Genomic DNA, 24,503 nt, shown 5'->3' on the forward strand with positions numbered 1-24,503 from the left:
TCGCGCGAGGCGCGCAGCTTCTTGGCGACGTCCTGGTCGCGCAGCAGGCGGGCGATCCGCGCCAGCGCCTTGAGGTGGTCGGCGCCGGCGCCTTCCGGTGCGAGCAGCAGGAAGATCAGATCGACCGGCTGGCCGTCCATCGCCTCGAAATCGATCGGGCGCTCGAGGCGGGCGAAGAAGCCGAACAGCTTCTCCAGCTTGGGCAGCTTGCCGTGCGGAATGGCGACGCCATAGCCGACCGCCGTGGTGCCGAGCTTCTCGCGCTGCAGCAGCACCTCGAAGATGGCGCGCTCATTCTGCCCGGTCAGAGCGGAGGCACGCGCGGCGAGTTCCTGCAGCGCCTGCTTCTTGCTGATGACTTTCAAAGCAGGGAGAATCGCCTCGGGTGCGACCAAATCGGTAATCGGCATTGGGACGTTCCGAGGTGAATGACCGTCAGGTTGCGATAGGCTTTACAGCGGCGGCGTCAAGAAGATGAGGTGGGATGCGGGCTTAGCCCGGGTCCGGTTGGCAGGGCTTCTACTCCAACGTATCGGCGGTGCCAACACCTGCGAACCCTGTTCCGCCCCCCTTGTTCCTGGAGGCGGCGGACCATAAGCAGGGCCGGCTTCGGACGTCAATGCCATCTGCCAACTATCCTCAGGGGCTCACCGCCGGCGGATCGACCCAGCCGACATTGCCGTCCGTACGGCGGTAAATGATGTTCAACCGGCCGCTGCCGCCATGCTGGAACACCAGGCAGGAGGCGCCGGTCAAATCGAGCTCCATCACGGCTTCGCTGACCGACAGCCGCTTCAGCGCGGTGGTTGCCTCGGCAATGATCACCGGACTGTATTCGGTGACCTCGTCCTCGTTCTCGGGCGCCTCGATGACGTAGCTCGGCGCGTCGAGCCCGACGCCGTTCAGTTCGGCAAGCGCGGCAGTCGCGGCATAGGTCTTGCGGGCGGAGCGATCCTTGAGCCTGCTCTTGTAGCGGCGCAGGCGCTTCTCGATCATCAAAAGCGCGGCGTCCGCGCTGGCATAGGCGTCGGTGGCGTTGGATTCGGCTTCCAGCGTGATGCCGGAATCCAGATGCAGCGCGCAATCGGTTCGGAAGCCGAAGCCATCCTTGCTCAGCGTGATGTGACCCGAATAGTTGCCATCAAAATACTTTCGCAGGACCTCGTCGGTGCGCTCGCTGACGCGCGCGCGAAGCGCCTCGCCGATGCTGATGCTCTTTCCCGAGATTCGAAGGGTCATTTGATGCCTCAATTGCTGGATGCCTCGATCACTCTTGCAGGAGCATGATGCTTGCTGGGCTTCCGGTTACCTCCCTTTCTGGACGGCGCTCGGCCTGGAAAGATTGAGACTATCCCGATTTGGCGCGAACGCAACGAGCGCATGGCCCGGTCCGTACCCGAACGGGGTCACGCTCAAGAAGTAACCTAAACGGAGGCTGTATCGCGCGACCGGTCGGACGAGGAGGCAGGAGCCGAAAGGGCATTACCGAGCATGCTCTGTTTGTCACGGCGGCGCTGCACCGAGGATGGTATCCGCATCGCCTCGCGATACTTCGCGACGGTACGGCGGGCGATATCAATGCCCGAGGCGCGCAAACGTTCCACGATCGTGTCGTCGGACAGGATTGCCGACGGGGCCTCGCCGTCGATCAATTGCTTGATGTGATGACGCACCGCTTCGGCCGAATGCGCCTCGCCGCCGTCGGCCGACGCGATCGAGGCGGTGAAAAAATACTTCAATTCAAAACTGCCGCGATTGGTCGCCATGTATTTGTTGGCGGTGACGCGCGACACCGTCGATTCATGCATCTGGATCGCGTCCGCGACCGCCTTCAGATTGAGCGGCCGCAAATGCGCGACGCCATAAGTGAAGAAGCCATCCTGCTGGCGGACGATTTCGGTCGCGACCTTCAGGATGGTGCGGGCGCGCTGATCGAGCGCGCGGACCAGCCAGGTCGCATTCTGCAGGCAATCGGTGAAGTACGACTTGTCACCGTCCTTGCGGATCGTCTTCGACAGTTCAGCGTAATAGGTCTGATTGACCAGCACGCGCGGCAGAGTGTCGCTGTTGAGCTCGACATGCCAACCGCCGTCGGGACCCGGACGTACATAGACGTCGGGCACCATGGTTTGCGTCCGCGCGGTGCCGAACTTCAGTCCGGGCTTCGGGTCGAGCCGGCGGATCTCGGCGATCATGTCGGTGATGTCTTCGTCGTCGACGCCGCAGAGCTTTCGCAAGGCCGCGATATCGCGCTTGGCGAGCAGGTCGAGATGCTCGACCAGCGCCTGCATCGCGGGATCGTAGCGATCGAGCTCACGCAGCTGGATCGCCAGGCATTCGCTCAGGTTTCGCGCGCACACGCCCGGCGGATCGAATTTCTGCAGCACGGCGACGACCTCGTCGACCGCTTGCTGCGACGCACCGAGCCGCTCGGCGGCCTGGCCGAGATCGGCCGGCAGGTAGCCGGCGTCGTCGACCAGGTCGATCAGATACTGCCCGATCATGCGCTGCGCCGGCGCCGAGAACGCCACCGCGAGTTGTTCGGCGAGGTGGTCGGCAAGCGTCAGCTCGGCGGCCACGAACGCTTCGAGATTGTACTCGTCGTCGCTGGAGGCGCCGCCGCCCCATTCGGTGTAGACCGATGGCGGTGCATCCTGCGCGGCGCGCGCCGCCGCTTCCGCCGGCTCCTCGGAAAACACGTTGTCGAGGCGGGTATCGAGCGTCTGCTCGATCTCGGCGCGGCTGCCGAGGTCGCGGTTCAGCCATTCCTCCTGGCCAGGCTCGAAGGCGGCCTCGCCGCCCGGGCCTGCGGCCATGTCGGAGGCGTCGCCATCGTCCCCATAGCTGCCGGAACCGTCGGAATCGCCGTAGTCCGGCCGCTCCATGGCCGGCTCGCCCGCCACCGGCGGCTCCGGTCCGTCGGCGGCCCGCTCCAGCAGCGGATTGCGCTCCAGCTCTTCCTCGACAAAGGCCGACAGGTCCAGGTTCGACAGTTGCAGCAGCTTGATCGCCTGCATCAGCTGCGGCGTCATCACCAGCGACTGCGACTGGCGGAACTCTAGTCTTTGGGTCAGCGCCATGGAGGCAAGAACGGTCCTGAAAGTTGGCTCGATTCTTGCTTATATTAGTCCGAAGCCCTTGTACACGGCTTGACGGATTGGAAAATAGCGATAAGCGCGATCAGCAAAAGTGGACGCCCAGGTTTTGCGTCCGATCGCGCGTCAAATTCTTTAATTAGCGCATGATCTTATCGCCAAACCGCTTCACACTTTGGCGGATCATGCGCTACAGGCGGAATTCCTCGCCAAGGTAAAGCCGACGTACATCGGGATCATTAACGATCTCCTCCGGGCTTCCCTCAGTCAAGATTTCACCGGCATAGACGATATAGGCGCGGTCGGTCAGGCCGAGCGTCTCGCGGACATTGTGGTCGGTGATGAGCACGCCGATGCCGCGGTTGGTGAGATGGCGGACGAGGTCCTGGATGTCGCCGACCGCGATCGGGTCGATGCCGGCGAACGGCTCGTCGAGCAGCATGTAATTGGGGCGCGTCGCCAGCGCGCGCGCAATCTCGACGCGGCGGCGCTCGCCGCCGGACAACGCGATCGACGGGCTCTTGCGCAGCCGCGTGATGTTGAACTCGTCGAGCAGCGAATCCAGCTCGTGCTCGCGCTTCTTCTTCGAGGGCTCGACCACCTCGAGCACCGCGCGGATGTTCTGCTCGACCGACAGGCCGCGGAAGATCGAGGCTTCCTGCGGCAGATAGCCGATGCCAAGGCGCGCGCGCTGATACATCGGCAGCTTGGTGACGTCGTGGCCATCGAGCTCGATCGCACCGCGATCGGCCTTGATCAGCCCGGTGATCATGTAGAACACGGTGGTCTTGCCGGCGCCGTTGGGCCCGAGCAGGCCTACCGCTTCGCCACGGCGCACATAAATGCTGACGCCGCGCACGACCTGGCGGCTGCCGAAGCTCTTTTCCACGCTATGCACAGCCAGATAACCCGGCCGCTTGATCAGCTGCGGCGCGGCAGGCGCGCTGTTCCTGGCCGGCCTCGCACGCACCGGCGCGGGCGCTGCTGCCGGTTGGGATCGCGGCAGCTCGACGCCGGGAGCCGACGCGGCGCGCGCCATCGGCGGCGCATCACGCACCGGAGACGTCAGCATCTCGCCGAACTGATCCCCGAGCGCCGTGATGTCGTCATGCGAGCGCGCAAATCCGGTACTGCGTTTCGCAGAGCGCCGCCGGAACATGCCGAGAAAATCCACCATCCCCGCTTCGCTTCAGCCTTTCACGGTGATCCCGCGACCTCGCCTGCGCATCGATCGATTCGCGTGCGAAGCCGCAAGCATGAGCCGGAAATCTGAATACCGGCCTTCCCGCGCGACAAAAGCGGACGCGTTTGCGCGGAGATCATGCTCGAACAACACGGCAAAGCGCGATCACCCGCGCCTTGAATGAATGGATGCCCCTGTCCCGGCCGACATAATTCCCCTCGAGGCGCATTGTTCGGCCGGGCCGCTGCAGTAGATACAGTCTCGCCCCGCCGGCTTCAACCACGCGGCCGCAGAATATTATCTAACTGATTGATTCTGCTTGACCTTACGTGAGGCTTACTTGGACTTGCCGCCCGGAAGCAGCTGCAGCGGCGATGGGGCCGGGGCTGAGCCGGGGGCGGCCGGCGTGCCGCACTTGCCGCTCTGTCCGCCCGGCGACTGGATGAACAGGCCCTGCACCTTGCCATTGTCGGCTTCGACGCGCGAGACGCCGGTGGTCATGTCGACCAAAAGGCGGTCGCCGCGCAGCACATTCTGGCACTGGGTCAGCACCACCTGGCTGCCGCCGCCGCCAAGCATCGTGATCAAATTGGTCTTGGTGTCGAAGATCGCGGTCTCGCCGGTGACGACCTGATCCTTCTGGGTCACGACGACGTTACCCTTCGCCTCCAGCCGCTTGATCGAGGAAGCGCCGCCGGGGCCGGGGGTTGCCGTCTGCATCGGCGCGGCGCCCTTGGCGGCTGCCCCCTTGGTGCCGGCCGGGGCGGGCGCCGGCGCCTGGGTCGATTTATCCTCGTAGAACACGACCAGCGTCTTCGACGTCATGGTGGTGTCGCCCTGCACGACCTTCACATTGCCGGCGAAGGTCGCCTCCTTTTTCTTGTCGCGCATTTCGAGCGAAGCAGCCTCGATCTGGATCGGCTGGTCGCGGTTCTGCGAGAAGCCCTGCATGGCGTTGGGCACGCCGCTCATCGAGCCCTGCGCGAACGCAGCGCTCGCGGCGAAAATCGCGAGCAGGAATGCCGCAATTGCCATGCCGTGCGGAAAACGTCTCATCATCAAAATCATTTCGTGTTGGCGGATTTGCGCGGCTTCGGCGGCGGCGGCGGTGGAGCGGGCTCGGCCGGCGGGGCAGCATTGTTGTCGCCGAGCTTGTCGAGATTCATCACGACATTGCCTTCGAACCGCACCAGCTCGCCGCTGTTGTAGATCCGGAGCCTGTCGGCGGTCAGGGTGCCGTCGAGCAGCTTGACGTCGACATGCTCGTCCGACGACACATTGCCCTTGTTGATGTCGACGAAGGCCTGCGTCAGCCTGGCCTCATAGCCGGTGGACGACTGCAAGAAGATGTCCTGGCGCAAGTCGAGCAGCTGCTTCTTGTTGTCGAAGAAGCCGGTGCGCGCATCCATCGTCACCGTCGACTGATCCTGCTGCGCCACCTTGGCGCGGATTGTCTTCAGCTCGACATGGTCAGGATCGGTGACGTCCTGGATTGCGGCCTTGGCCCACATTTCATAGGGTCGTCCGTCGTTGGAGAAGCCTGCGATATGCGGCGCTTCCATCGTGATCTTGGTGCCGGACACGACGAGGTTATCCATCTCGAGCGGCAGCTTGGGAATCAGGTCGTGGAACGGATTGAACAGCGCGATGTAGATGATCACTGCCATCGCCAGCCCGACCATCGCGGGAACCGCTACGCGCAGGACCCGCACCATGCGGCTGTGCCGCGCGGCGGCAGCAAAGCGCGCCTCGAGGCCCGTGACATAGGCTGGATTCTGAACCGAATTCACCTGAGCTCCAGAGGCGCGAAACTGCCCCTATTCTAGCCGGAGCCGCCCAAATATGCAGCCCGGACCTCACCTCGCGCCCCTGCACCGGACCACGCGTGAACAGTTTGGCCGAAACGGGGCGGAACTGCCCCGGCCGCGACGAATTCGGCGCTCATCATGAATGGGCGAAAATGTCCTCGGCCTCCCAGCCGTCGAGATCGAGCCTGGCGCGGGCGGGAAGGAAGTCGAAGCAGGCCTGGGCGAGATCGGTCCGTCCCTCGCGCGCGAGCATGACATTCAGCTTGTCGCGCAGCGCATGCAGGTGCAGCACGTCGGAGGCCGCGTAGGTGAGCTGAGCCTCGCTGAGGCTTTGCGCGCCCCAGTCGCTCGACTGCTGCTGCTTCGACAATTCGACGTTCAGCACCTCGCGCACCAGATCCTTCAGGCCGTGGCGATCGGTGTAGGTGCGCGACAGGCGCGAGGCGATCTTGGTGCAATAGACCGGCGTCGGCATCACGCCGAACGTGTTGTAGAGCACCGCGACGTCGAACCGTGCGAAATGGAAGATCTTGGTGATCTTGGGATTGGCGAGCAGCGCCTTCAGGTTCGGCGAATCGGTGTGGCCCTTCGGAATCTGGATCACGTCGGCGGTGCCGTCGCCGTTCGACATCTGCACCACGCAGAGCCGGTCGCGGTGCGGATGCAATCCCATGGTCTCGGTGTCGATCGCAACGGAGTCGGTGTAGCGGGACAGATCGGGCAGGTCGCCGCGATGCAGGCGGATGGTCATGCTGTCAAAAACCTCGTCGAATCGCTCTCGGGACAGGCTATCGTCCAATTCCCCGACAGGCGAGCGTGCCTCAAGCTTCGGGTTGCGTGCCGGCATCAGGCCCGAAACGGGCCGAACGCCGCCGCTTGTTCCGCTGGCACGGATAGCTCAGGGTGTAGCGCTATTGTGCTGCGGAGACAATGGCTTGGGTGGCCCACCGCCCCACACCTGCGCCATTATTGCCAGCTGACGCGAAGGCCGAGCCGGCCGGTGACGTCCTCGCGATGGGTGCTGTCCACCGAGGTTGTGTAGCCCATGCTCGCATAGGCGCTGACCGCGTGATTGAGCTGCGCGGCGAAGCCGGCCCCGATCTCGACCGCGGTGCCGCGGCTCTGCACACCGATCAAATCGGTCGCAGCGAAGGCGATGCTGCGGTCGTTCGCGGCCGTGTGCCAGAGATTGGCCTCGAGGTAGGGACGCAGTTCGGAGGTGCCGGCGATGAAGGTCGCAGGGACGCGCACGCCCAGCCGGCCGGTCAGCGTATCGGCGCTGCCGGGCGCGACGCTGGAGAAGATATCGTTGAAGCTGTCGAACGACTGGCGTTGCCAGATCAGTTGCGCCTGCGGCTCGATCGCGAGGAAGCGGTTCAACGGGATCGGCACGCCGGCTTCCAGCGATGCCGCGACGCCGGTGCCCGACAAGCGCGCGCCGACCTGGCGATCCGACTGCGGACTTGCGCCGTAGAAGCTGCCCATCAGCACGGCGTCGACATACCAGCCCGAGGGGCCGATATGGGTCCAGTAGCCGCCGATATTCTGGCTCTCGATCGAGAGCGTGCCGGTGCGGACGTCGTTCCTGCCGAGCGCGAAGCCGTTGATGGTGCCGCTGGCCCAGCCATGGGCATAGAAGAAGCCGGCGCGATCATGATGTTCGGGCGCGGACTGGAAGCGCAGAATATCGACGCCGACCTGCACGCCGGCCATGATGCCGTCGAAGGCGGGACTGACCGTGCCGGCCCAGCTCTGCGAGCTGTGCGAGCCATAGGCACGCGCCCACGCCGCCGGCTGTTCGCCGCTGCTGGTCAGCAACGCCTGATCGCCCTGGCGCTGGTGGAAGGTGCCGAGCGTTGCCAGCCCGAGCTTTTGCGCCACCTGCGGCAGCGCCGAATAGACCGCGACTTCCTCACGGTAGAGCTGGACCGGCGCGGCGCCTGCCGGCGGCGGCGTCAGCGACGACAGGTCCTCTGCAGGCAGCCCCGCGGGCGGCGGCACCACGCCAGGCGATGACGGCGGCGCCGGTGCGGGCGCAGCCGGGGGCGCGGGCGACGCCGTGCCGGGCAACAATGTCGAGCGCAGATACCAGTTGTCGGCGCTGCCGGCGGAGACGCCGCCGCGGAACAGCAGGTATTCGTGCGCGCCCGCCACGACCGCGTTGGAAAGGCCGAATGCGCCCGCAGCCGTGGTGCCGCCGTTGACGGCCTGCACCACCATGATGCCGTCGGCGGTGGTCAATGCGCCCGCGCCACCGGCATTGGTGACGGTCACCGCGGTCGAGCCCGACGCATTGCCACCGGAGATGACGAGGCGATCCGATGGCGAACCATCGCCGCCGAGCACGGTGCGCAGATAGAGCCCGCCGCCATTGCCGACGTAGTTGCCGGCAATGGTCAGGCTGTTCGCCGCGGTGGCGCCGCCATTGGTCAGGTTGATGACGCCGGCATTGGTGACGGTGATCGGCGGGCCGCCCGGAAACGGCGTGATCGACGGATTGGCGCCGTTGCCCGCCAGCAGGCTGGTGCCGGCCGCAATCGACACATTGCCGGTCAGCGACGTCTGCAGCGTCAGCGAGCCGCTGTTGACGAAGGTGTTGGCGAAGGTGCCGGTGCCGGCCCAGGTCCAGTCACTGCCCTCCATCGTCAGCGTCTGGAATCGCGCGAACGCATTGTTGGCCGTGCCGCTGCCTTGCAGCCGCACCTGATTGTTGCCGCCGCCGCCATCGGCAAGGCCGACGATCTGCGAGCCGGTTTGCAGGATCATCGTCACGGCGCCGCCGCCGCCCGCGAGCGCCGTGCCGCTGTTGCCGGCGATCAGGCCGGCATTGACGATGGTGGTGGCGCCGTTGAGCGTGCGGATCGCGGGCCCGGCCTGGCTGATGATCTTGCCGCCGGCGAGATTCTCGATGCGGGCGGTGAATGACGAACCCGCGGTGTTGGAGAACACGCCGTCGGCATTGACGCCGCGCGCCTCGATCGTGCCGCTGTTGCGCAGCACGCCCGCATTGCCTTGCATGAACACGGTGTTGTTGGCGGTGCCGCCCGCATCGCCGCCGGTCGTCAGCAGCGTGCCGGTATTGGTGATGCTCGCGAACTGGCCGGCGGAGAAGATCGCACGCGCGCCTGCGCCGGCCGTGGTGATGGTACCGCTATTGGTGAAGGTGTTGCTGTCGCCGGTTTGCACAAAAAGGCCGTGCGACTGCGGGCCCTGGGTGGTGATCGTCCCGGTATTGATCAGCGTGTTGTTGTTGTGCTGCGTGAGCCCGGTGATGGCAAGGCCGCGCGAGGTGCCGTTCTGCGTGGTGATCGCGCCGTTGTTGATCAGCGTGTTGCCGTTACTGCTGGCGGCAATCGCATTGCTGCCGGCGCCCGAGGTCGCGATCACACCCGACGCGCCGTTGGTGAAGACATTGCCGTCGCCGCTGCCGAAGATGCCGGTCCCGCCGCCGCTGACGGTCAACGTGCCGTTGTTGGTGGCGGTGCTGCTGGAGACCAGACCGATCGCGGTCGCTCCGCCGCCCGGCGCGATGCCGGCGCCCTGCAGCACGTTCACGGTGACGTTCGAGCTGCCGGCAGCGGCCTGCACGCCAGCCGGCGAGGGATTCGGCGCTGCGATCGAGCAGGTTACCGTCTGCCCGCTTGCTGGCGCGAGGCTGTCGCAGGCGGCCAACGCCGGCGAAGCGGACAACAGGCAACCGCCACTTAAAGCCGTGCACGACAGGATCGCCGCGAGCCGCGATGAAACCATGTCCATCTCCAACGCCCGCGCGAATCCGAGCCCACGGCCTCGCGCCACCTGCTACCCCCGCCCCGCTCTCAACTCAGCTGATCCGCTCCGTTCAAGCTTGAAACGATTTGCAGCGACGGTGTTGCACGACTGCCACAGACGGAACCATGAGATGCATCAACATGATTCACATCCTTGACGTGTGTACGCTTCCAGGGTTGTGGAGTACAGCATTCACCCGTTGCAGCCCTCATTCGATACAACCGGAAACAATTGCCTTCGCGCGTCGGGCATCCGGCCGGTCCCTTTCCCCGCCAACCTCGACGTGGTTCGCACGACCAGCCATCGCCCGCGCACTTTCGATTTCGATGGAACTGTTGCCCCCGCGCCCCGTGAAATCGTCCCGCGCCCACCCTATCTGTTGCCGGCCCGAACCCGCCTTGCAATGAAACGAGCCTTATGTCCGACCAGACCATCGCCGCGCCGATCGACGACCAGCAGGAGCGCGGCTTTTCGCGCTACCAATCGTTCCTGATCGCGCTGCTTGCCTTCACGCAATTCACGCTGATCCTCGATTTCATCATCATGTCGCCGCTCGGCGCCATCCTGATGCCGTCGCTGAACATCACGGCCGGGCAATTCGGCGTCGCGGTCTCGGCCTACGCGTTCGCGGCCGGGATTTCCGGCGTCCTCGCCGCCGGCTTTGCCGATCGCTTCGACCGCAAGCGGCTGCTGCTGTTCTTCTATGTCGGCTTCATGCTCGGCAGCGTGCTCTGCGCGCTGGCGCAGAATTTCCAGGTGCTGCTGCTCGGCCGCATCGTCACCGGCGTTTTCGGCGGGGTGATCGGCTCCGTCGTGCTTGCCATCGTCACCGACCTGTTCCCGCTGCAACAGCGCGGCCGCGCCATGGGGGTCCTGCAGACGGCATTCGCGGCGAGCCAGGTGCTCGGCGTCCCGGCCGGCCTGTTCCTGGCCAATCACTTTAACTGGCACATCTGCTTCGTTGCCATCGTCGGCCTGTCGATTGTCGCGATCGCGGCGATTGCAATCGCGATGCATCCGGTCGACGCCCATCTCAAACTGCAGCACGACAGCAATCCGTTCCGCCATCTGATCGCAACCGTGGGGCAGCCGCGCTACACGTTGGCCTTCCTGGTGACCACGTTGCTCGCGACCGGCGGCTTCATGCTGATGCCGTTCGGCAGCGCCTTCACCGTGCATAATCTCGGCATCGACATCGTCCATCTGCCGACGATCTATCTCGTGTCAGGCCTGTTCAGCATCATCATCGGGCCGCTGGTCGGCCGCGCGAGCGATGCGTTCGGCAAATATCCGACCTTCGCGTTCGGCTGCGTGGTGACCGTGATCATGGTGCTGATCTACACCAACCTCGGCCACGTCTCGCTGCTGACCGCGATCGTGGTCAATGTGCTGATGTTCATCGGCATCTTCTCGCGCATGATCCCGTCCCAGGCGCTGATGTCGGCGATTCCCGACGCCAGCCAGCGCGGATCATTCAGCGCGATCTCCGCGTCCGTGCAGCAGCTGTCGGGCGGGCTGGGATCGGTGGCTGCAGCCGCGATCGTCGCCGAGAATCCGGACGGCTCGCTGCTGCATTTCGACCGGATCGGCTATGTCGTCGTGGCGAGCTCGATGATTTCGATGATCGCGATGTACTTTGTGCAGAAGCCGATCGCGCGGCGTGCGGGACGGCGGATCGTCTAACGAAACTGCGTCCGCCTCGGCCGATTACGGCTACGCCGCACCGACCCTACGAATGCAAGCGATTTCAACCGCTTATAAAGGGGGTGGTGCCCAGGAAAGGACTCGAACCTTCACGGCCGTTAAGCCACTGGCACCTGAAGCCAGCGCGTCTACCAATTCCGCCACCTGGGCATGTGGAGCGGCTTAGTAAGGATCGGTTGCGCGCTTGTCAAATTCGCGATTGGAAATTCAAATACCCTGTACAGGATAAGGCCGATGGCGTATCGCCAGACGGTTAACCTACGTCAATCGCTCTCGAATCCCACAGGAATCACCCCATGGCATCGAACCTGGACACGCTGGTCACGGTCTTCGGCGGATCGGGTTTTCTGGGGCGGAACGTGGTCCGGGCACTCTGCAAGCGCGATTACCGCATCCGAGTCGCGGTGCGGCGACCTGAACTGGCCGGCCATCTGCAGCCGCTCGGCCGGGTCGGGCAGATCCATGCCGTCCAGGCCAATGTGCGCTACCCGGCCTCGGTCGAGGCGGCGATGCGTGATTCGCATATCGCCATCAACTTGGTCGGCATCCTGGCCGAGGGCGGCGGGCAGAGCTTCGATGCCGTGCAGGTGAAGGGCGCCGAGACCATCGCCAAGGCGGCGGCCGCCGCCGGCGGGCGGATGGTCCATGTCTCGGCGATCGGGGCCGACGCGGATTCGCCCTCGAGCTATTTCCGCGCCAAGGCGGAGGGCGAGGCGGCGGTGCTGGCGGCCTTGCCGTCGGCCACCATCATGCGGCCGTCGCTGCTGTTCGGGCCCGAGGATCAGTTCACCAACCGCTTTGCGGCGCTGGCGCGGATCTCGCCGGTGCTGCCGCTGGTCGGCGGCGGGGTCAACACGGTGCAGCCGGCCTATGTCGGCGACGTCGCGAACGCCGTGGCCCATGCCGTGGACGGCAAGGCGGAGCAGGGCGCAGCTTACGAGCTCGGCGGGCCGGAAGTGCTGACCATGCGCGAGGTGATGCAGATCATCCTCAAGATCACCCAGCGCGATCGCATGCTGGCGCCGCTGCCGTTCGGCCTTGCCAAGTTCCAGTCGTACTTTCTGCAGTTCGCGCCGGGGCCGTTCACGCTGACGCCGGACCAGGTCGCGATGCTGCGTTCGGACAATGTGGTGTCCGACGCCGCCAAGGCCGCCGGCCTGACCTTCGCAGGCCTCGGCATCTCGCCGGATTCGATGGAAGCGATCGCCCCGCAATATCTCTGGCGCTTCCGCGCGACGGGTCAGTTCCAGAAGAAGAGCGCGTAGGCAGCTTCTCCACTTGTCGTCCCGGCGAAGGCCGGGACCCATAGCCACCGATGTCCGAGGTGTGGAACGCTGGGGCCACGGCTATTCGCGACCGCAATAGCCGTGGTTATGGGTCCCTGCTTTCGCAGGGACGACAGAGTGCCTTACCTTCCCATCGCCAGCGCGATCAGGCCGAGCGTGCCGACGATCACGCGCCACCAGGCGAAGAAGGTGAAGCCGCGGCGGGTGACGAAGTTGAGGAAGGCCCGCACCACGATCATCGCCGTGATGAACGACACCACGAAGCCGACCGCGATCACGCTGAGGTTGTCGGAGGTGAAGTCGGCCCGGTTCTTATAGAAATCATAGGCGAACGCGCCGACCATGGTCGGGATCGCGAGGAAAAACGAGAACTCCGCCGCCGAGCGCTTGTCGGCGCCGAGCAGCATCGCCGCCACGATGCTGGCCCCCGAGCGTGAGACGCCGGGAATCATCGCCAAACACTGCGCGACGCCGATCCAGAAATACATCAGCAGCGGGAAGCGCGTCGCATCGTCCTCGTACACTTTGAGATCGAGCTGATCGACCCACAGCAGCACGGCGCCGCCGACGATCAGCGTGAAGCAGACCACCCACGGATTGAACAGGAACTCCTTGATGTATTTGCCGGCGATCAGGCCGATCACGACCGCGGGCAGGAACGCCACCAGCACGCCGATCACGAAGCGGCGGTCGTCGGGATTGGTGAACATGCCAAGCGCCACGCGCCACAATTTGACGAAATAGAGCGCGAGGATCGCGAGGATCGCGCCGAGCTGAATCAGGATCGCAAAGCTCTTCCAGAAATTGCCTTCGCCCAGATTGAAGAAGCGCTCCGCAAGCAGCAGGTGGCCTGTCGAGGAGACCGGCAGGAACTCCGTGACGCCCTCGACGATGCCGAGAATCACCGCCCGCAGCATATCCGTCATCATGTTGTGGCCTGCCCTGTGTGGAAAACGGGATTCTTCTCGCTTATTCGTACATTGGCCGCAATCGCAAAAAATCGTCAAACAATGGGTTACCCGACCGATTTGCTGAGCTATAGCGTTTTTGTGACCCGCACCATCTGCGGGGATGGCTACCGGTTTGCGTGCTGACGCGACATAGAGACGACCGGAACTGGTCTGGCCAAAGCACTGGTCCAGGCCGCACAGGTTGATGATTTCTTAAGCGCCGCGAAACTACCAAGGGCTTCATGTATACGCTGTATCACCATCCGTTCTGTCCGCATTCGCGCTTCATTCGGCTCGTGCTCGGCGAGTATGGGCTCGATTTGCGCCTTGTGGAGGAACGGGTGTGGGAACGGCGCGAGGCGTTCCTGGCGCTCAATCCGGCGGCCACCACGCCGGTGCTGATCGCCGAAGGCTTTCCGCCGATTCCGGGTGCGCCTGTGATCGCCGAATATGTCGACGAGGCGCACGGCCTCGATGCCGGCGACCGGCGGCTGTTGCCGACGTCGACGGCCGAGCGCGTCGAGGTGCGCCGGCTGATGGCGTGGTTCAACGAGAAATTCTTCGAGGAAGCCTCCAACCCGCTGGTGACCGAGCGGATCTACAAGCGCTTCATGAGCGAGGACAATGGCGGCGGCCCGCCGGCGCCTGACATCATGCGCGCCGCCAAGGTCAATGTGCGCTATCATCTGAGCTATATCGGCTGGCTGGCGAAGACGCGGAACTATCTCGCCGGTGACCGCCTGACCTACGCGGACCTCGCCGCCGCAGCGCATCTCTCGGCGATCGACTATCTGGGCGACGTGCCATGGAGCGAGGACGACGCGGCAAAGTCGTGGTACGCGCGGGTGAAGTCCCGCCCGTCGTTCCGCCCGCTGCTCAGCGAATGGCTGGCGGGGGTGCCGGCCTCGCGCACCTATGTGGACCTCGACTTCTGAACCCGCCGGTCAGGCTCTCCCCTTCCGATCTCAAGGCAGCGCTGCAGCGCGAGGCGCATGCGCTCGGCTTCGATGCCATCGGCTTCACCACGCCTGATGCGACCAGCGAGGCCGGAAAATATTTCCTCGAATTCCTCGGCTCCGGCGGCCATGGCGACATGGACTGGCTCGCGGCCAATCCGGAGCGGCGCGCCGATCCGCGCGTGCTGTGGGGCGGCGTGCGCTCGATCATCATGCTCGGCGTCAATTACGGGCCCGACGACGACCCGCTCGACATCCTTGCGCGCCGGTCGCGTGGCGCGATCTCGGTCTATGCGCAGGGCGACGACTATCACGACGTGATCAAGAAGCGGCTGAAGGTTCTGGCGCGCTGGCTCGCCGCGATCACCGGCGATGAGGTGAAGGTGTTCGTCGACACCGCCGCTGTCATGGAGAAGCCGCTCGCGCAGGCAGCCGGCATCGGCTGGCAGGGCAAGCACACCAACCTCGTGTCGCGCGAATTCGGCTCGTGGCTGTTTCTCGGCGCGATCTATTCCGCCACCGAACTGCCGCGCGATGTTGGCGAGGCCGATCATTGCGGCAGCTGCCGCGCCTGCCAGGACATCTGCCCGACCGCGGCGTTCCCCGCGCCCTACAAGCTCGATGCGCGGCGCTGCATCTCGTATCTGACGATCGAGAACAAGGGCCCGATCCCGCACGAATTCCGCAAGAGCATCGGCAACCGCATCTATGGCTGCGACGATTGCCTCGCGGTGTGTCCGTGGAACAAGTTCGCGCAAGCGGGGCGCGAGCAGAAGCTCGCCGCGCGCGATGCGTTGCGGGCGCCCGCGCTCGCCGATCTGGCACGGCTCGACGATGCCGCTTTTCGCGCGCTGTTCACGAAATCGCCGGTCAAGCGCATCGGCCGCGACCGCTTCATCCGCAATGTGCTGATCGCGATCGGCAACTCCGGCGATGCAAGCCTTGCCGGCGAAGCGCGGCGTTTGCTCGACGATGCGAGCCCGCTGGTGCGCGGCGCCGCGGTGTGGGCGCTGTCGCAACTGATCGCCCGCGATGCGTTCGCGGCGCTGGCATCGCGCGCCGACGGCGAGCCCGACGTCACGGTGCAGCAGGAGTGGCGCGCCGCGGCGGCCTCTTGATTTCATCGCGCCATTCCCGTCATGGTCGCACGCCATGACAAACCAGCCCTTCTTCACCAGGCACGGCGACGGCTTCATGCCGACATCCGTTGCGAACGGACCGTGGAGTCCGGAATCCCTGCACGGCCGCGTCGTGATCGGCCTGCTCGCCTTCGTCATCGAGGAGCGCCACGGCTCCGACGGTTTCGTCCCCGCGCGGTTGACAGTCGACATGTTCCGGCTGCCCAACATCACGACGCCGATCGAGGTGACGACGAAGCTCGTGCGCGACGGCATGCGGATCAAGATGATCGAGGCCGAGTTTTTCTCCGGCGGCACGAGCATGGCGCGCGCCTCCTGCCAATTGTTGCGCCGGACGGAAAACGCCCCCGGCAATGTGTGGTCGCCGCCGAACTGGCAGGTGCCGGCACCGGCGGAGATTCCGAAGCCGACCGATCCGAGGCTCGGCATGAACGGCAAATGGGAGACGCGGCCGATCGTCGGCCATATGGGCTCGCTCGGCGAGCGACGGCTCTGGATGAGCGAGGTGCGCGAGCTCGTCGCGGGCGTGAAGATGACGCCGTTCGTCCATGTCGCGACCGGCGCGGATTTCGCCAGCCCCTTCGCCAACGCCGGCGATCAGGGCCTCGGCTACATCAACAGCGACGTCACGATCTATCTGCATCGCTTGCCGGTGACCAACTGGATCGGCTTCGAGGTCGTCAACCACCACGCCACGGACGGCATCGCGATCGGCGAATGCTGGCTCTATGACGAAAAGGGTCCGATCGGCACCTCCACGGTGGCGGCGCTCGCCCAGCGCAGGCCGATGACCAATCCGCCGCCGCCATGACTGTCATTCCGGGGCGATGCGCAGCATCGAACCCGGAATCCATCGGGCCGCAAAGACCAACGGAGAAATGGATTCCGGGTTCGCGCTTCGCGCGCCCCGGAATGACGACGGGGCGATTGAGGCCTAGACTAAGCCAGATGCCGCTGCATCTCCGGCCGCGCCTTAAGCTCCGCGCCCTGCTTGCCGACGATCTTGGCGATGCGCTCCGGCGCGAAGTTCAAATCGACGAAGGCCGGCGCGGTGTTGGCGACCTCGTGGTACTCCGTGATCTTGCCGTCACGCAGCCGCATGATCGCGACGCCCTCGAACATCGCACGCGCCCCCTTGGCTTCCGGCAAGGTCGAGCGTTAGCTGAACGTGTAGCGCGCGTAGAGCGTCGTGCCATCGCTCACGGGATCATGCATCGCCCAGCGGAAATCGGTCGCGGTCCGATAGAACCAGTCGTCGATCATTTCGGCGATTTTGCCGTGGCCCTTGAAGGCACCGTAAAACACGTCGTGATAGACGCCGTCGTCGGTGAAAAGGCTCGCAAAGGCCTTGCCGTTGCGCTGCTCGACCGCGTCGCAAAACGCGCGCAGCATTGTCGTGGTGTCCATTGGCGCTTCCCCCTCTACGGAGAGCTTAGCCGATCTCCGCCACCGCGGCGATGATCCGGGCGATGTCCTGCGGACGCGAGAGGCGATGGTCGCCGTCCTGGATCATGGTCAGCACGACGTCCTCGGCCGGCAGGCGGTGCACCAGCGCGAAGGCGTGCTTCCACGGCACGTCGGGATCCTGCGCGCCCTGCAGGATGCGCACCGGGCAGCCGACGTCGATCTTGCTTCCGAGCAGCAAATGATTGCGGCCCTCCTCGATCAGGTTGCGGGTGATCGGATAGGGCGTGCCGTCGCCATATTCGGACGGACGCAGCCACATGCCCCTGGTCTCGATCTCGGCGCGGATCTCCGGCGAGAAGGCCTTCCACATCAATTCCTCGGTGAAGTCGGGTGCCGGCGCGATCAGCACGAGGCCGGCGAGCTGTGCCTTCCCGTTCCCGCGCCTGGCGATCTCACGCGCAAGCAGCAGCGCCATCCAGCCGCCCATCGAGGACCCGATCACGACCTGCGGCCCGCTGCAGAACTGCGAGAACACCGCCACGCTCTCCTCGAGCCAGCGGCCGATGGTGCCGTCGGCGAACTCGCCGCCGGATTCGCCATGGCCGGAATAGTCGAACCTGACGCAGCCGCGACCATGCTCGGCCGCCCATGCATCGAGCGCGAGCGCCTTGGTGCCGGACATGTCGGACTTGAAACCGCCGAGCCATATCAGTCCGGGGCTGCTGCCGGCACGGGCGCGCACCGCGATCCGGCGCGCCTGACTGCCCTCGCCGACCTCGATGAAGGCCGGTTCCTGTTCCGATGCGGCGGTTTGGCTCATGGTTCGGTCACTCGGGTGTCAGACATCTGCTTTTCAATTGTCGCGCGGCACCGGTCAACGGCCGCGAGTCCCGTCTTGCGGACCAGACGCGCCCGCTATATGTGCCGGGCGTGGCCAAAATGCCTCGCAATTGGCGGTTTTGCCGCTTAAAGAAGCGAGTTCGCTTGCCCGTTGCAGCATCTTGCTTCAAAATATCGGCCTTCCCTTTCACAACTTTGGAGAGTTACCCATTCGCCGTCCCAATAGAGCCCCGCCCACAGTCGCCAAAGAAGGGCCGCGCACCAATGACGAGATTCGCAACGCGCAGATCCAGCTGATCGATGCGGATGGTGTCAATCAGGGCACCGTCGAAACCATGGTGGCCATCAAGATGGCCATGGAAGCCGGCATGGATCTCGTCGAGATTTCGCCGAATACCAGCCCTCCCGTCTGCAAGATCATGGACTACGGGAAGTACAAGTATTCCGCGCAGAAGAAGGCTGCCGAAGCTCGCAAGAAACAGAAGGTCGTCGAGATCAAGGAGATCAAACTCCGCCCGATGATCGACGATCACGACTATGACGTGAAGATGCGCGCGATGCAGCGCTTCTTCGAGGAAGGCGACAAGGTCAAGATCACCTTGCGCTACCGCGGTCGTGAGATGGCGCACCAGGAGATCGGCACCAAGCTGTTGGACAAGGTGAAGGCCGACGTCGCCGAATTCGCCAAGGTCGAGCAGGACGCGAAGTTCGAGGGCCGCCAGGTCGTGATGGTGCTGGCGCCGCGCTAGTGTGCTGAATGCGAAGTTCGTGCGATTTCGCGGCAGCCACTTTCACGAACTTCGCATTCATAAAGCACACTAGAATCATAAGTTTGCTAGTGTCCTTATCGAATCCGAAGTTCGCTCCGAAGGTGCGGCAAACGATGCGAACTTCGGATTCGGGACACTAGTTCGAATTTGTCGCTTTGTTGAAATGAAATGGCCCGTGAGGCGATCTGGCGGGCTGTTTCGTATTTTGGGCACCGCTCATGGCCCGGTGGTGCCAACCTCCCCTTGAAAAGGGGAGGTCGATTTGCTCGCCAGAGCAAAGCGGGTGGGGATTGACTCTCTCCACGAGCAGCGGCGCCGACGGCCGCCCCCCATCCCGGCCCCCCCTTTCAGGGGGAAGGGGAAGACCGATCCGCCCCGATTCCCCGCCTGAAACGTTGCAAAACCGCCGATCCTCTGTCATAAGCCGGGCCTTCGCCGCCCGGCTGATCAAGGGCTGCCGTGGCGACGGTTCGTGCAGGTTCTTTCAATTCGGAAAAAACCCTAGCACTTTCAACGCTCTAACGAGCATTTTAGCCGGCCGGACGCCTCTCGGGGCGATTTTCGTGCTGTGCGACAGGAGAGCCAAATGCCCAAGTTGAAGACCAAGTCGGGCGCTAAAAAGCGCTTCAAGGTGACCGCCACTGGCAAAGTCATGCACGCCCAGCGCGGCAAGCGCCACGGCATGATCAAGCGGACGAAGAAGCAGATCCGTCAGCTTCGCGGCACCCGCGTGCTGTTCAAGACCGACGGCGACAACGTCAAGAAGTACTTCTTGCCGAACGCCTGATCGCACCGATCGCTTGAACCCTCGCCGCGACTGCGCGGCGCCCCGTCACCTCTTCCAGATCAAGGATTTCCGTCATGTCTCGCGTCAAACGCGGTGTGACCGCTCACGCCAAGCACAAGAAAGTCTACAAGGCCGCCAAGGGCTATTACGGCCGTCGCAAGAACACCATCCGCGTCGCCAAGCAGGCCGTCGAAAAGGCCGGCCAGTATGCCTTCCGCGACCGCAAGCGCAAGAAGCGCACCTTCCGCGCGCTCTGGATCCAGCGCATCAACGCCGCGGTCCGTCCGTTCGGCATGACCTACAGCGTGTTTATCAACGGCCTCTCCAAGTCGGGCGTCGTCGTCGACCGCAAGGTGCTGTCGGATCTCGCGATCCACGAGCCGGTTGCGTTCCAGGCGATCGCTGAAAAGGCCAAGGCCGCGCTGGCCGCCTGATCCTAGCGGGCGGCCCTAACGCGATTTGGGGCCCGCCTTCAGCGCCTTCTGCGAATAGCGCTGGGCGACGATCGCCCGGCAGAACGCCGTGAACGAGCGGTACATGGTGCCGCTTTCGTTGTCGTATTTGTGGTCGCAGCGCTTGAGCTGGCCGGCATAGGCCTTCTTCTGCGACGCTCCGAGGCTGGACAGGAAGTCCCCCTCGCACCTCTTCTCGACCACGGCGCCGAACTGGACGTCTCCGCTGGCGCCGTATTCGCACGCCTCGAAGATCTTCATCGCGCGGTTGCAGCTCGGCGCCTTCTGAAGCTCCACGATGATGTCGTCCATCTGGGTCGATTTGGCGGGACATTCCTCGGTCGCGGCATGCGCCGTGGTGAGCATCAACAGCAGCGCCGGCATGGCCAGGCAAGATCGCAGCAACATCGCGTGGGCCTCCTTGAACTCCCCTTGGGTAGCCCGGCCTCCGCGCGGGGTTCAATGCTGCCGGCCATCGGCCCGAAATGACCGGCTTTTTGCTTGACGTTACCGCCTTCGGGCGGCGACAACCCAGCCGAATTTTGGCGCATGGTACCGGTTCGGGTAGCGGTTCTTCCCACCGGATCATGCTCCGCTCAAGCGCAGGAATTGACCGTGTCCGACCTCGCAACGCTCGAACAATCCATCCTCGACCAGATCGCCTCAGCCGCTGACGAGGCCGCCCTTGAGGCGGTCCGCGTCTCGGCGCTCGGCAAGAAGGGCTCGATCTCGGCCTTGCTCGCCACCCTCGGCAAGATGTCGCCGGAGGAGCGCAAGACCGAGGGCGCCAAGATCAACCTCACCAAGGATGCTGTGACGCGGGCGCTCGCGGCCAGGCGCGACGTGCTGAAAGCGGCCGCGCTCGATGCGCGCCTCGCCGCCGAGACCATCGACGTCACGCTACCGCTGCGCGAGGCGCCGGCGGAGACCGGCCGCATCCATCCGCTGAGCCAGGTCTGGGACGAGCTCACCACGATCTTCGCCGACATGGGCTTTGCGGTCGCCGAAGGTCCCGACATCGAGACCGACGACTACAACTTCACCAAGCTGAACTTCCCCGAAGGCCATCCGGCGCGCGAGATGCACGACACCTTCTTCTTCAACCCGAAGGAGGACGGCTCGCGCATGCTGCTGCGGACCCACACCTCGCCGGTGCAGGTGCGCACCATGCTGACCCAGCAGCCGCCGATCCGCGTGATCTGCCCGGGCCGCACCTATCGCATCGATTCCGACGCGACGCACACGCCGCAATTCCATCAGGTCGAGGGCCTGGTGATCGACAAGGGCTCGCATCTCGGCCACCTCAAATGGATCCTGCACGAGTTCTGCAAGGCGTTCTTCGAGGTCGACCACATCAACATGCGGTTCCGGCCGTCGTTCTTCCCGTTCACCGAGCCGTCGCTCGAGGTCGACATCCAGTGCCGCCGCGACAAGGGCGAGATCCGCTTCGGCGAGGGCGAGGACTGGCTGGAGATTCTCGGCTGCGGCATGGTGCACCCCAACGTGCTGCGTGCCTGCGGCCTCGATCCCGACGTTTACCAGGGTTTTGCCTGGGGCATGGGCATCGACCGCATCGCGATGCTGAAATACGGCATCGCCGACCTTCGCCAATTGTTCGACAGCGACGTGCGCTGGCTCAGCCACTACGGCTTCAAGCCGCTCGACATCCCGTCGATCGCGGGCGGGCTGAGCACGTAACGTCTACGCGACGTTGCGGAGCGAGCGATCAAGATAACCTAGTCAACACCAACAAGAACCGAGGCATGCAGCCGTGAAGTTCACCCTCTCCTGGCTGAAGGAACATCTCGAGACCGACGAGCCGCTCGACAAGCTCGCTGACAAGCTCACCATGATCGGGCTCGAGGTCGAGAACATCGAGGACAAGGCGAAGGCGCTGGCGCCGTTCACCATCGCGCGCGTGATCTCGGCCGAGCAGCATCCGAATGCGGACCGGCTGCGCGTGTGCATGGTCGACACCGGCGACGGCGGCGCGCCGGTGCAGGTGGTGTGCGGCGCGCCGAATGCGCGTGCCGGGCTGATCAGCGTGTTCTCGCCGCCCGGCACCTACATCCCCGGCAAGAACATCACGCTCGGCGTCGGCACTATCAGAGGCGTCGAAAGCCGCGGCATGCTGTGCTCGGCCGCAGAGCTGCAGATCTCGGAAGACCACGACGGCATCATGGAGCTGCCGGCGGACGCGCCGCTCGGCAAGGGTTATGCCGACTGGGCCGGGCTCGGCGATCCCACCATCGAGATCAATTTGACGCCGAACCGGCAGGACTGCACCGGCGTGCACGGCATCGCGCGCGATCTGTCCGCCGCCGACATGGGCAAGTTCAGAGATCCCGGCATCAAGCCGGTCAAGGGCGAATTCCGCTGTCCGGTCGAGGTGAAGGTGGAAGACGCCACGCTGTGTCCGGGCTTCGCGCTGCGCCTGGTGCGCGGCGTGAAGAACGGCCCGTCGCCGGAATGGCTGCAGAAGCGGCTGACCTCGATCGGGCTGCGCCCGATCAACGCGCTGGTCGACATCACCAACTTCATGACCTACGACCGCGCCCGCCCGCTGCACGTGTTCGACGCCAAGAAGGTGCAGGGCAACCTCACCGTCCGCCGCGCCAAGGACGGCGAGACGCTGCTCGCGCTCGACGGCCGCACCTACACGCTCGACAGCAACATCTGCGTGATTGCCGATGAGCACGGCGTCGAATCGCTCGCCGGCATCATGGGCGGCGAGGCCTCGGGCTGCGACGACAACACGACCGACGTGCTGATCGAATCGGCGCTCTGGAACGAGATCAACATCGCGCAGACCGGCCGCAAGCTCGGCATCAATTCGGACGCGCGCTATCGCTTCGAGCGCGGCGTCGATCCGGCCTTCATGGTGCCCGGGCTCGAGCTCGCGACCAAGCTGGTGCTGGAGCTGTGCGGCGGCACGCCGTCCGAGAACGTCGTGGTCGGCAAGCAGTTCGGCGAGGATCGCGTCATCGACTTCCCGCTCAGCGAAGTGAAGCGTCTTGCCGGCATCGAGGTGCCGCTGGTCGAGGTGAAGCTGATCCTTACCCGGCTCGGCTTCATGCTGGCCGGCAACGGGCCCGTGGTGAAGATCGCAATCCCGTCCTGGCGCACCGACGTGCACGGCAAGGCCGACATCGTCGAGGAGATCGTGCGCATCGTCGGCGTCCACAAGGTGCCGATGACGCCATTCGAGCGCGGCGAGGAGCCGCGCAAGCCGGTGCTGACGCCGATGCAGCTGCGCACCCGCCGCGCCAAACGCGCGCTCGGCGTGCGCGGCATGGTGGAAGCCGTGACCTGGTCGTTCATCACCAATGACGCGGCAAAACTGTTCGGCGGCGGCCAGAGCGAGCTCGTGCTCGCCAACCCGATCGCGGCCGATCTCTCCGACATGCGGCCGAGCCTGCTGCCCGGCCTCGTCGCGGCGGTTCAGGCCAACATCAACCGCGGCTATCCTGACGTGGCGCTGTTCGAGGTCGGCCAGGTGTTCCGCGGCGACCGTCCGGAGGACCAGCTGGTCGCCGCCTCCGGCGTGCGTCATGGCTTCGCCTCGTCGAAGGGGATCGGACGGCACTGGACCGGCTCGGCGGCGGCGGATGCGATGGATGCCAAGGCCGACGCTTTCGCCGTGCTGGCGGCCGCCGGCGCGCCGATGCAGGCCCTGCAGATCGTCCCCGGCGGTCCGGCCTGGCTGCATCCGGGGCGCTCCGGCACCATCCAGATCGGCCCGCAGAATGTGCTCGGCACTTTCGGCGAGCTGCATCCGCGTGCGGCCGAGGCGCTCGGCGCCGACGGCCCGATGATCGTGTTCGAGGTGATCCTCGAGCGCATCCCGCAGGGCAAGCAGCGGGCGACGCGTGCCAAGCCGGTGCTGGAGCTCTCGGCATTCCAGCCGGTGTCGCGCGACTTCGCCTTCATCGTCGATCGCAGCGTCAAGGCGGGCGACATCGTCCGCGCGGCGCAGAATGTCGACAAGAAGCTGATCATTGATGTGACCGTGTTCGACGTCTACGAAGGCAAGGGCATCGACCCCGACAAGAAGTCGATCGCGATCGCGGTGACGATCCAGCCGCGCGAGAAGACCATGACCGACCAGGAGATCGACGCCGTCGCGGCCAAGGTCGTCGCCGAGGTGACCAAGCAGACCGGCGGCACGCTGCGCGGGTGATGCTCCTCTCCCTCTCCCCGTTCTTACGGGGTCGAGACGAGCGTAGCTCGCTCTTAGAGGGTTGGGGTGAGGGGCTCGTCCCGCAAACACGGTGAACACGGAGCTCGCGGAGGCTCCCCCTCACCCCAAATTCAAGCTCCGCTTGAATTTCGACCTCTCCCCGCGAGCGGGGCGA

At 64.9% G+C, this 24,503-nt stretch carries 21 protein-coding genes, 1 tRNA gene and 1 pseudogene; 10 read left to right on the forward strand and 13 right to left on the reverse strand.

Features of this window, described 5'->3' with window-relative positions; all coding sequences use genetic code 11:
• The 8 genes from ptsN to AKL29_RS06095 all read right to left on the reverse strand — a co-directional run.
• A partial coding sequence (gene ptsN, locus AKL29_RS06060; protein ID WP_244481775.1) for a PTS IIA-like nitrogen regulatory protein PtsN occupies positions 1 to 410 on the reverse strand: 410 nt, incomplete at its 3' end.
• 229 nt (positions 411 to 639) lie between these two features.
• On the reverse strand, positions 640 to 1,239 hold the full coding sequence (gene hpf / locus AKL29_RS06065) for a ribosome hibernation-promoting factor, HPF/YfiA family (protein ID WP_028337939.1): 600 nt from the start codon (positions 1,237 to 1,239) through the stop codon (positions 640 to 642).
• A gap of 185 nt (positions 1,240 to 1,424) precedes the next feature.
• Positions 1,425 to 3,080, reverse strand: a complete 1,656-nt coding sequence (gene rpoN / locus AKL29_RS06070) for an RNA polymerase factor sigma-54 (protein ID WP_050383466.1) — start codon at positions 3,078 to 3,080, stop codon at positions 1,425 to 1,427.
• A gap of 205 nt (positions 3,081 to 3,285) precedes the next feature.
• On the reverse strand, positions 3,286 to 4,272 hold the full coding sequence (lptB, locus tag AKL29_RS06075) for an LPS export ABC transporter ATP-binding protein (protein ID WP_050383467.1): 987 nt from the start codon (positions 4,270 to 4,272) through the stop codon (positions 3,286 to 3,288).
• Between the two features lie 342 nt (positions 4,273 to 4,614).
• A complete protein-coding gene (locus tag AKL29_RS06080) occupies positions 4,615 to 5,337 on the reverse strand; it encodes an LptA/OstA family protein (protein ID WP_244481776.1) in 723 nt (240 codons plus the stop codon).
• A gap of 5 nt (positions 5,338 to 5,342) precedes the next feature.
• Positions 5,343 to 6,068 carry an LPS export ABC transporter periplasmic protein LptC gene (gene lptC / locus AKL29_RS06085; protein ID WP_028337943.1) on the reverse strand — a complete coding sequence of 242 codons (726 nt, stop codon included), beginning with the start codon at positions 6,066 to 6,068 and terminating at the stop codon, positions 5,343 to 5,345.
• A 154-nt stretch (positions 6,069 to 6,222) separates the two neighbouring features.
• A complete protein-coding gene (locus AKL29_RS06090) occupies positions 6,223 to 6,837 on the reverse strand; it encodes a ribonuclease H-like domain-containing protein (RefSeq protein ID WP_028337944.1) in 615 nt (204 codons plus the stop codon).
• Positions 6,838 to 7,052: 215 nt separating this feature from the next.
• Positions 7,053 to 9,836: an autotransporter family protein gene (locus tag AKL29_RS06095; protein WP_160321712.1), complete on the reverse strand. Its 2,784-nt coding sequence runs from the start codon at positions 9,834 to 9,836 to the stop codon at positions 7,053 to 7,055.
• 438 nt (positions 9,837 to 10,274) lie between these two features.
• Here AKL29_RS06095 and AKL29_RS06100 point away from each other — a divergent pair, with 438 nt between their 5' ends.
• The gene (locus AKL29_RS06100) at positions 10,275 to 11,540 is read left to right on the forward strand and encodes an MFS transporter (RefSeq protein WP_050383470.1); all 1,266 of its coding nucleotides are present in this window, start codon (positions 10,275 to 10,277) and stop codon (positions 11,538 to 11,540) included.
• An 84-nt stretch (positions 11,541 to 11,624) separates the two neighbouring features.
• Here AKL29_RS06100 and AKL29_RS06105 read toward each other — a convergent pair.
• Positions 11,625 to 11,711 (reverse strand) — tRNA-Leu (locus AKL29_RS06105).
• A gap of 146 nt (positions 11,712 to 11,857) precedes the next feature.
• Here AKL29_RS06105 and AKL29_RS06110 point away from each other — a divergent pair.
• Positions 11,858 to 12,826, forward strand: a complete 969-nt coding sequence (locus AKL29_RS06110; RefSeq protein ID WP_050383471.1) for a complex I NDUFA9 subunit family protein — start codon at positions 11,858 to 11,860, stop codon at positions 12,824 to 12,826.
• Between the two features lie 143 nt (positions 12,827 to 12,969).
• On the opposite strand, the gene AKL29_RS06115 is transcribed toward AKL29_RS06110, so the two are convergent.
• The gene (locus AKL29_RS06115; RefSeq protein WP_028337948.1) at positions 12,970 to 13,776 is read right to left on the reverse strand and encodes an undecaprenyl-diphosphate phosphatase; all 807 of its coding nucleotides are present in this window, start codon (positions 13,774 to 13,776) and stop codon (positions 12,970 to 12,972) included.
• 263 nt (positions 13,777 to 14,039) lie between these two features.
• Between AKL29_RS06115 and AKL29_RS06120 the strand changes: the two genes are divergently transcribed.
• From AKL29_RS06120 to AKL29_RS06130, 3 genes are read left to right on the forward strand one after another with little or no spacing between them, the layout of a single operon-like run.
• A complete protein-coding gene (locus AKL29_RS06120; RefSeq protein WP_016839974.1) occupies positions 14,040 to 14,732 on the forward strand; it encodes a glutathione S-transferase family protein in 693 nt (230 codons plus the stop codon).
• On the forward strand, positions 14,681 to 15,871 hold the full coding sequence (queG, locus tag AKL29_RS06125; protein ID WP_050383472.1) for a tRNA epoxyqueuosine(34) reductase QueG: 1,191 nt from the start codon (positions 14,681 to 14,683) through the stop codon (positions 15,869 to 15,871). The genes AKL29_RS06120 and queG overlap by 52 nt, the downstream gene beginning before the upstream one ends.
• A 34-nt stretch (positions 15,872 to 15,905) precedes the next feature.
• The gene (locus AKL29_RS06130) at positions 15,906 to 16,703 is read left to right on the forward strand and encodes an acyl-CoA thioesterase domain-containing protein (protein WP_050383473.1); all 798 of its coding nucleotides are present in this window, start codon (positions 15,906 to 15,908) and stop codon (positions 16,701 to 16,703) included.
• Between the two features lie 128 nt (positions 16,704 to 16,831).
• Here AKL29_RS06130 and AKL29_RS06135 read toward each other — a convergent pair.
• Positions 16,832 to 17,299 (reverse strand): annotated as a pseudogene (locus tag AKL29_RS06135) (nuclear transport factor 2 family protein).
• Between the two features lie 25 nt (positions 17,300 to 17,324).
• Positions 17,325 to 18,119, reverse strand: a complete 795-nt coding sequence (locus AKL29_RS06140; RefSeq protein WP_050383474.1) for an alpha/beta hydrolase — start codon at positions 18,117 to 18,119, stop codon at positions 17,325 to 17,327.
• 229 nt (positions 18,120 to 18,348) lie between these two features.
• Between AKL29_RS06140 and infC the strand changes: the two genes are divergently transcribed.
• The 3 genes from infC to rplT all read left to right on the forward strand — a co-directional run bounded on the left by infC (position 18,349) and on the right by rplT (position 20,130).
• On the forward strand, positions 18,349 to 18,888 hold the full coding sequence (infC, locus tag AKL29_RS06145; protein ID WP_028337954.1) for a translation initiation factor IF-3: 540 nt from the start codon (positions 18,349 to 18,351) through the stop codon (positions 18,886 to 18,888).
• Positions 18,889 to 19,495: 607 nt separating this feature from the next.
• Complete coding sequence (gene rpmI, locus AKL29_RS06150) at positions 19,496 to 19,696, forward strand: 50S ribosomal protein L35 (protein ID WP_008539890.1); 201 nt, start codon at positions 19,496 to 19,498, stop codon at positions 19,694 to 19,696.
• A 74-nt stretch (positions 19,697 to 19,770) separates the two neighbouring features.
• The gene (gene rplT, locus AKL29_RS06155; RefSeq protein ID WP_018269297.1) at positions 19,771 to 20,130 is read left to right on the forward strand and encodes a 50S ribosomal protein L20; all 360 of its coding nucleotides are present in this window, start codon (positions 19,771 to 19,773) and stop codon (positions 20,128 to 20,130) included.
• Between the two features lie 15 nt (positions 20,131 to 20,145).
• Here rplT and AKL29_RS06160 read toward each other — a convergent pair whose 3' ends face one another.
• Complete coding sequence (locus tag AKL29_RS06160; RefSeq protein ID WP_050383475.1) at positions 20,146 to 20,556, reverse strand: hypothetical protein; 411 nt, start codon at positions 20,554 to 20,556, stop codon at positions 20,146 to 20,148.
• Positions 20,557 to 20,763: 207 nt separating this feature from the next.
• Here AKL29_RS06160 and pheS point away from each other — a divergent pair, with 207 nt between their 5' ends.
• Both pheS and pheT read left to right on the forward strand, forming a co-directional pair.
• Positions 20,764 to 21,846, forward strand: coding sequence for a phenylalanine--tRNA ligase subunit alpha (gene pheS, locus AKL29_RS06165; RefSeq protein WP_050383611.1), 1,083 nt, complete (start codon positions 20,764 to 20,766; stop codon positions 21,844 to 21,846).
• 73 nt (positions 21,847 to 21,919) lie between these two features.
• Positions 21,920 to 24,328 (forward strand): phenylalanine--tRNA ligase subunit beta, encoded by a 2,409-nt coding sequence (gene pheT / locus AKL29_RS06170; protein WP_050383476.1) that lies wholly within the window; start codon positions 21,920 to 21,922, stop codon positions 24,326 to 24,328.
• Positions 24,329 to 24,503: the final 175 nt, after the last annotated feature.

The organism is Bradyrhizobium pachyrhizi, assembly GCF_001189245.1.
GTDB classification, from domain to species: domain Bacteria; phylum Pseudomonadota; class Alphaproteobacteria; order Rhizobiales; family Xanthobacteraceae; genus Bradyrhizobium; species Bradyrhizobium pachyrhizi.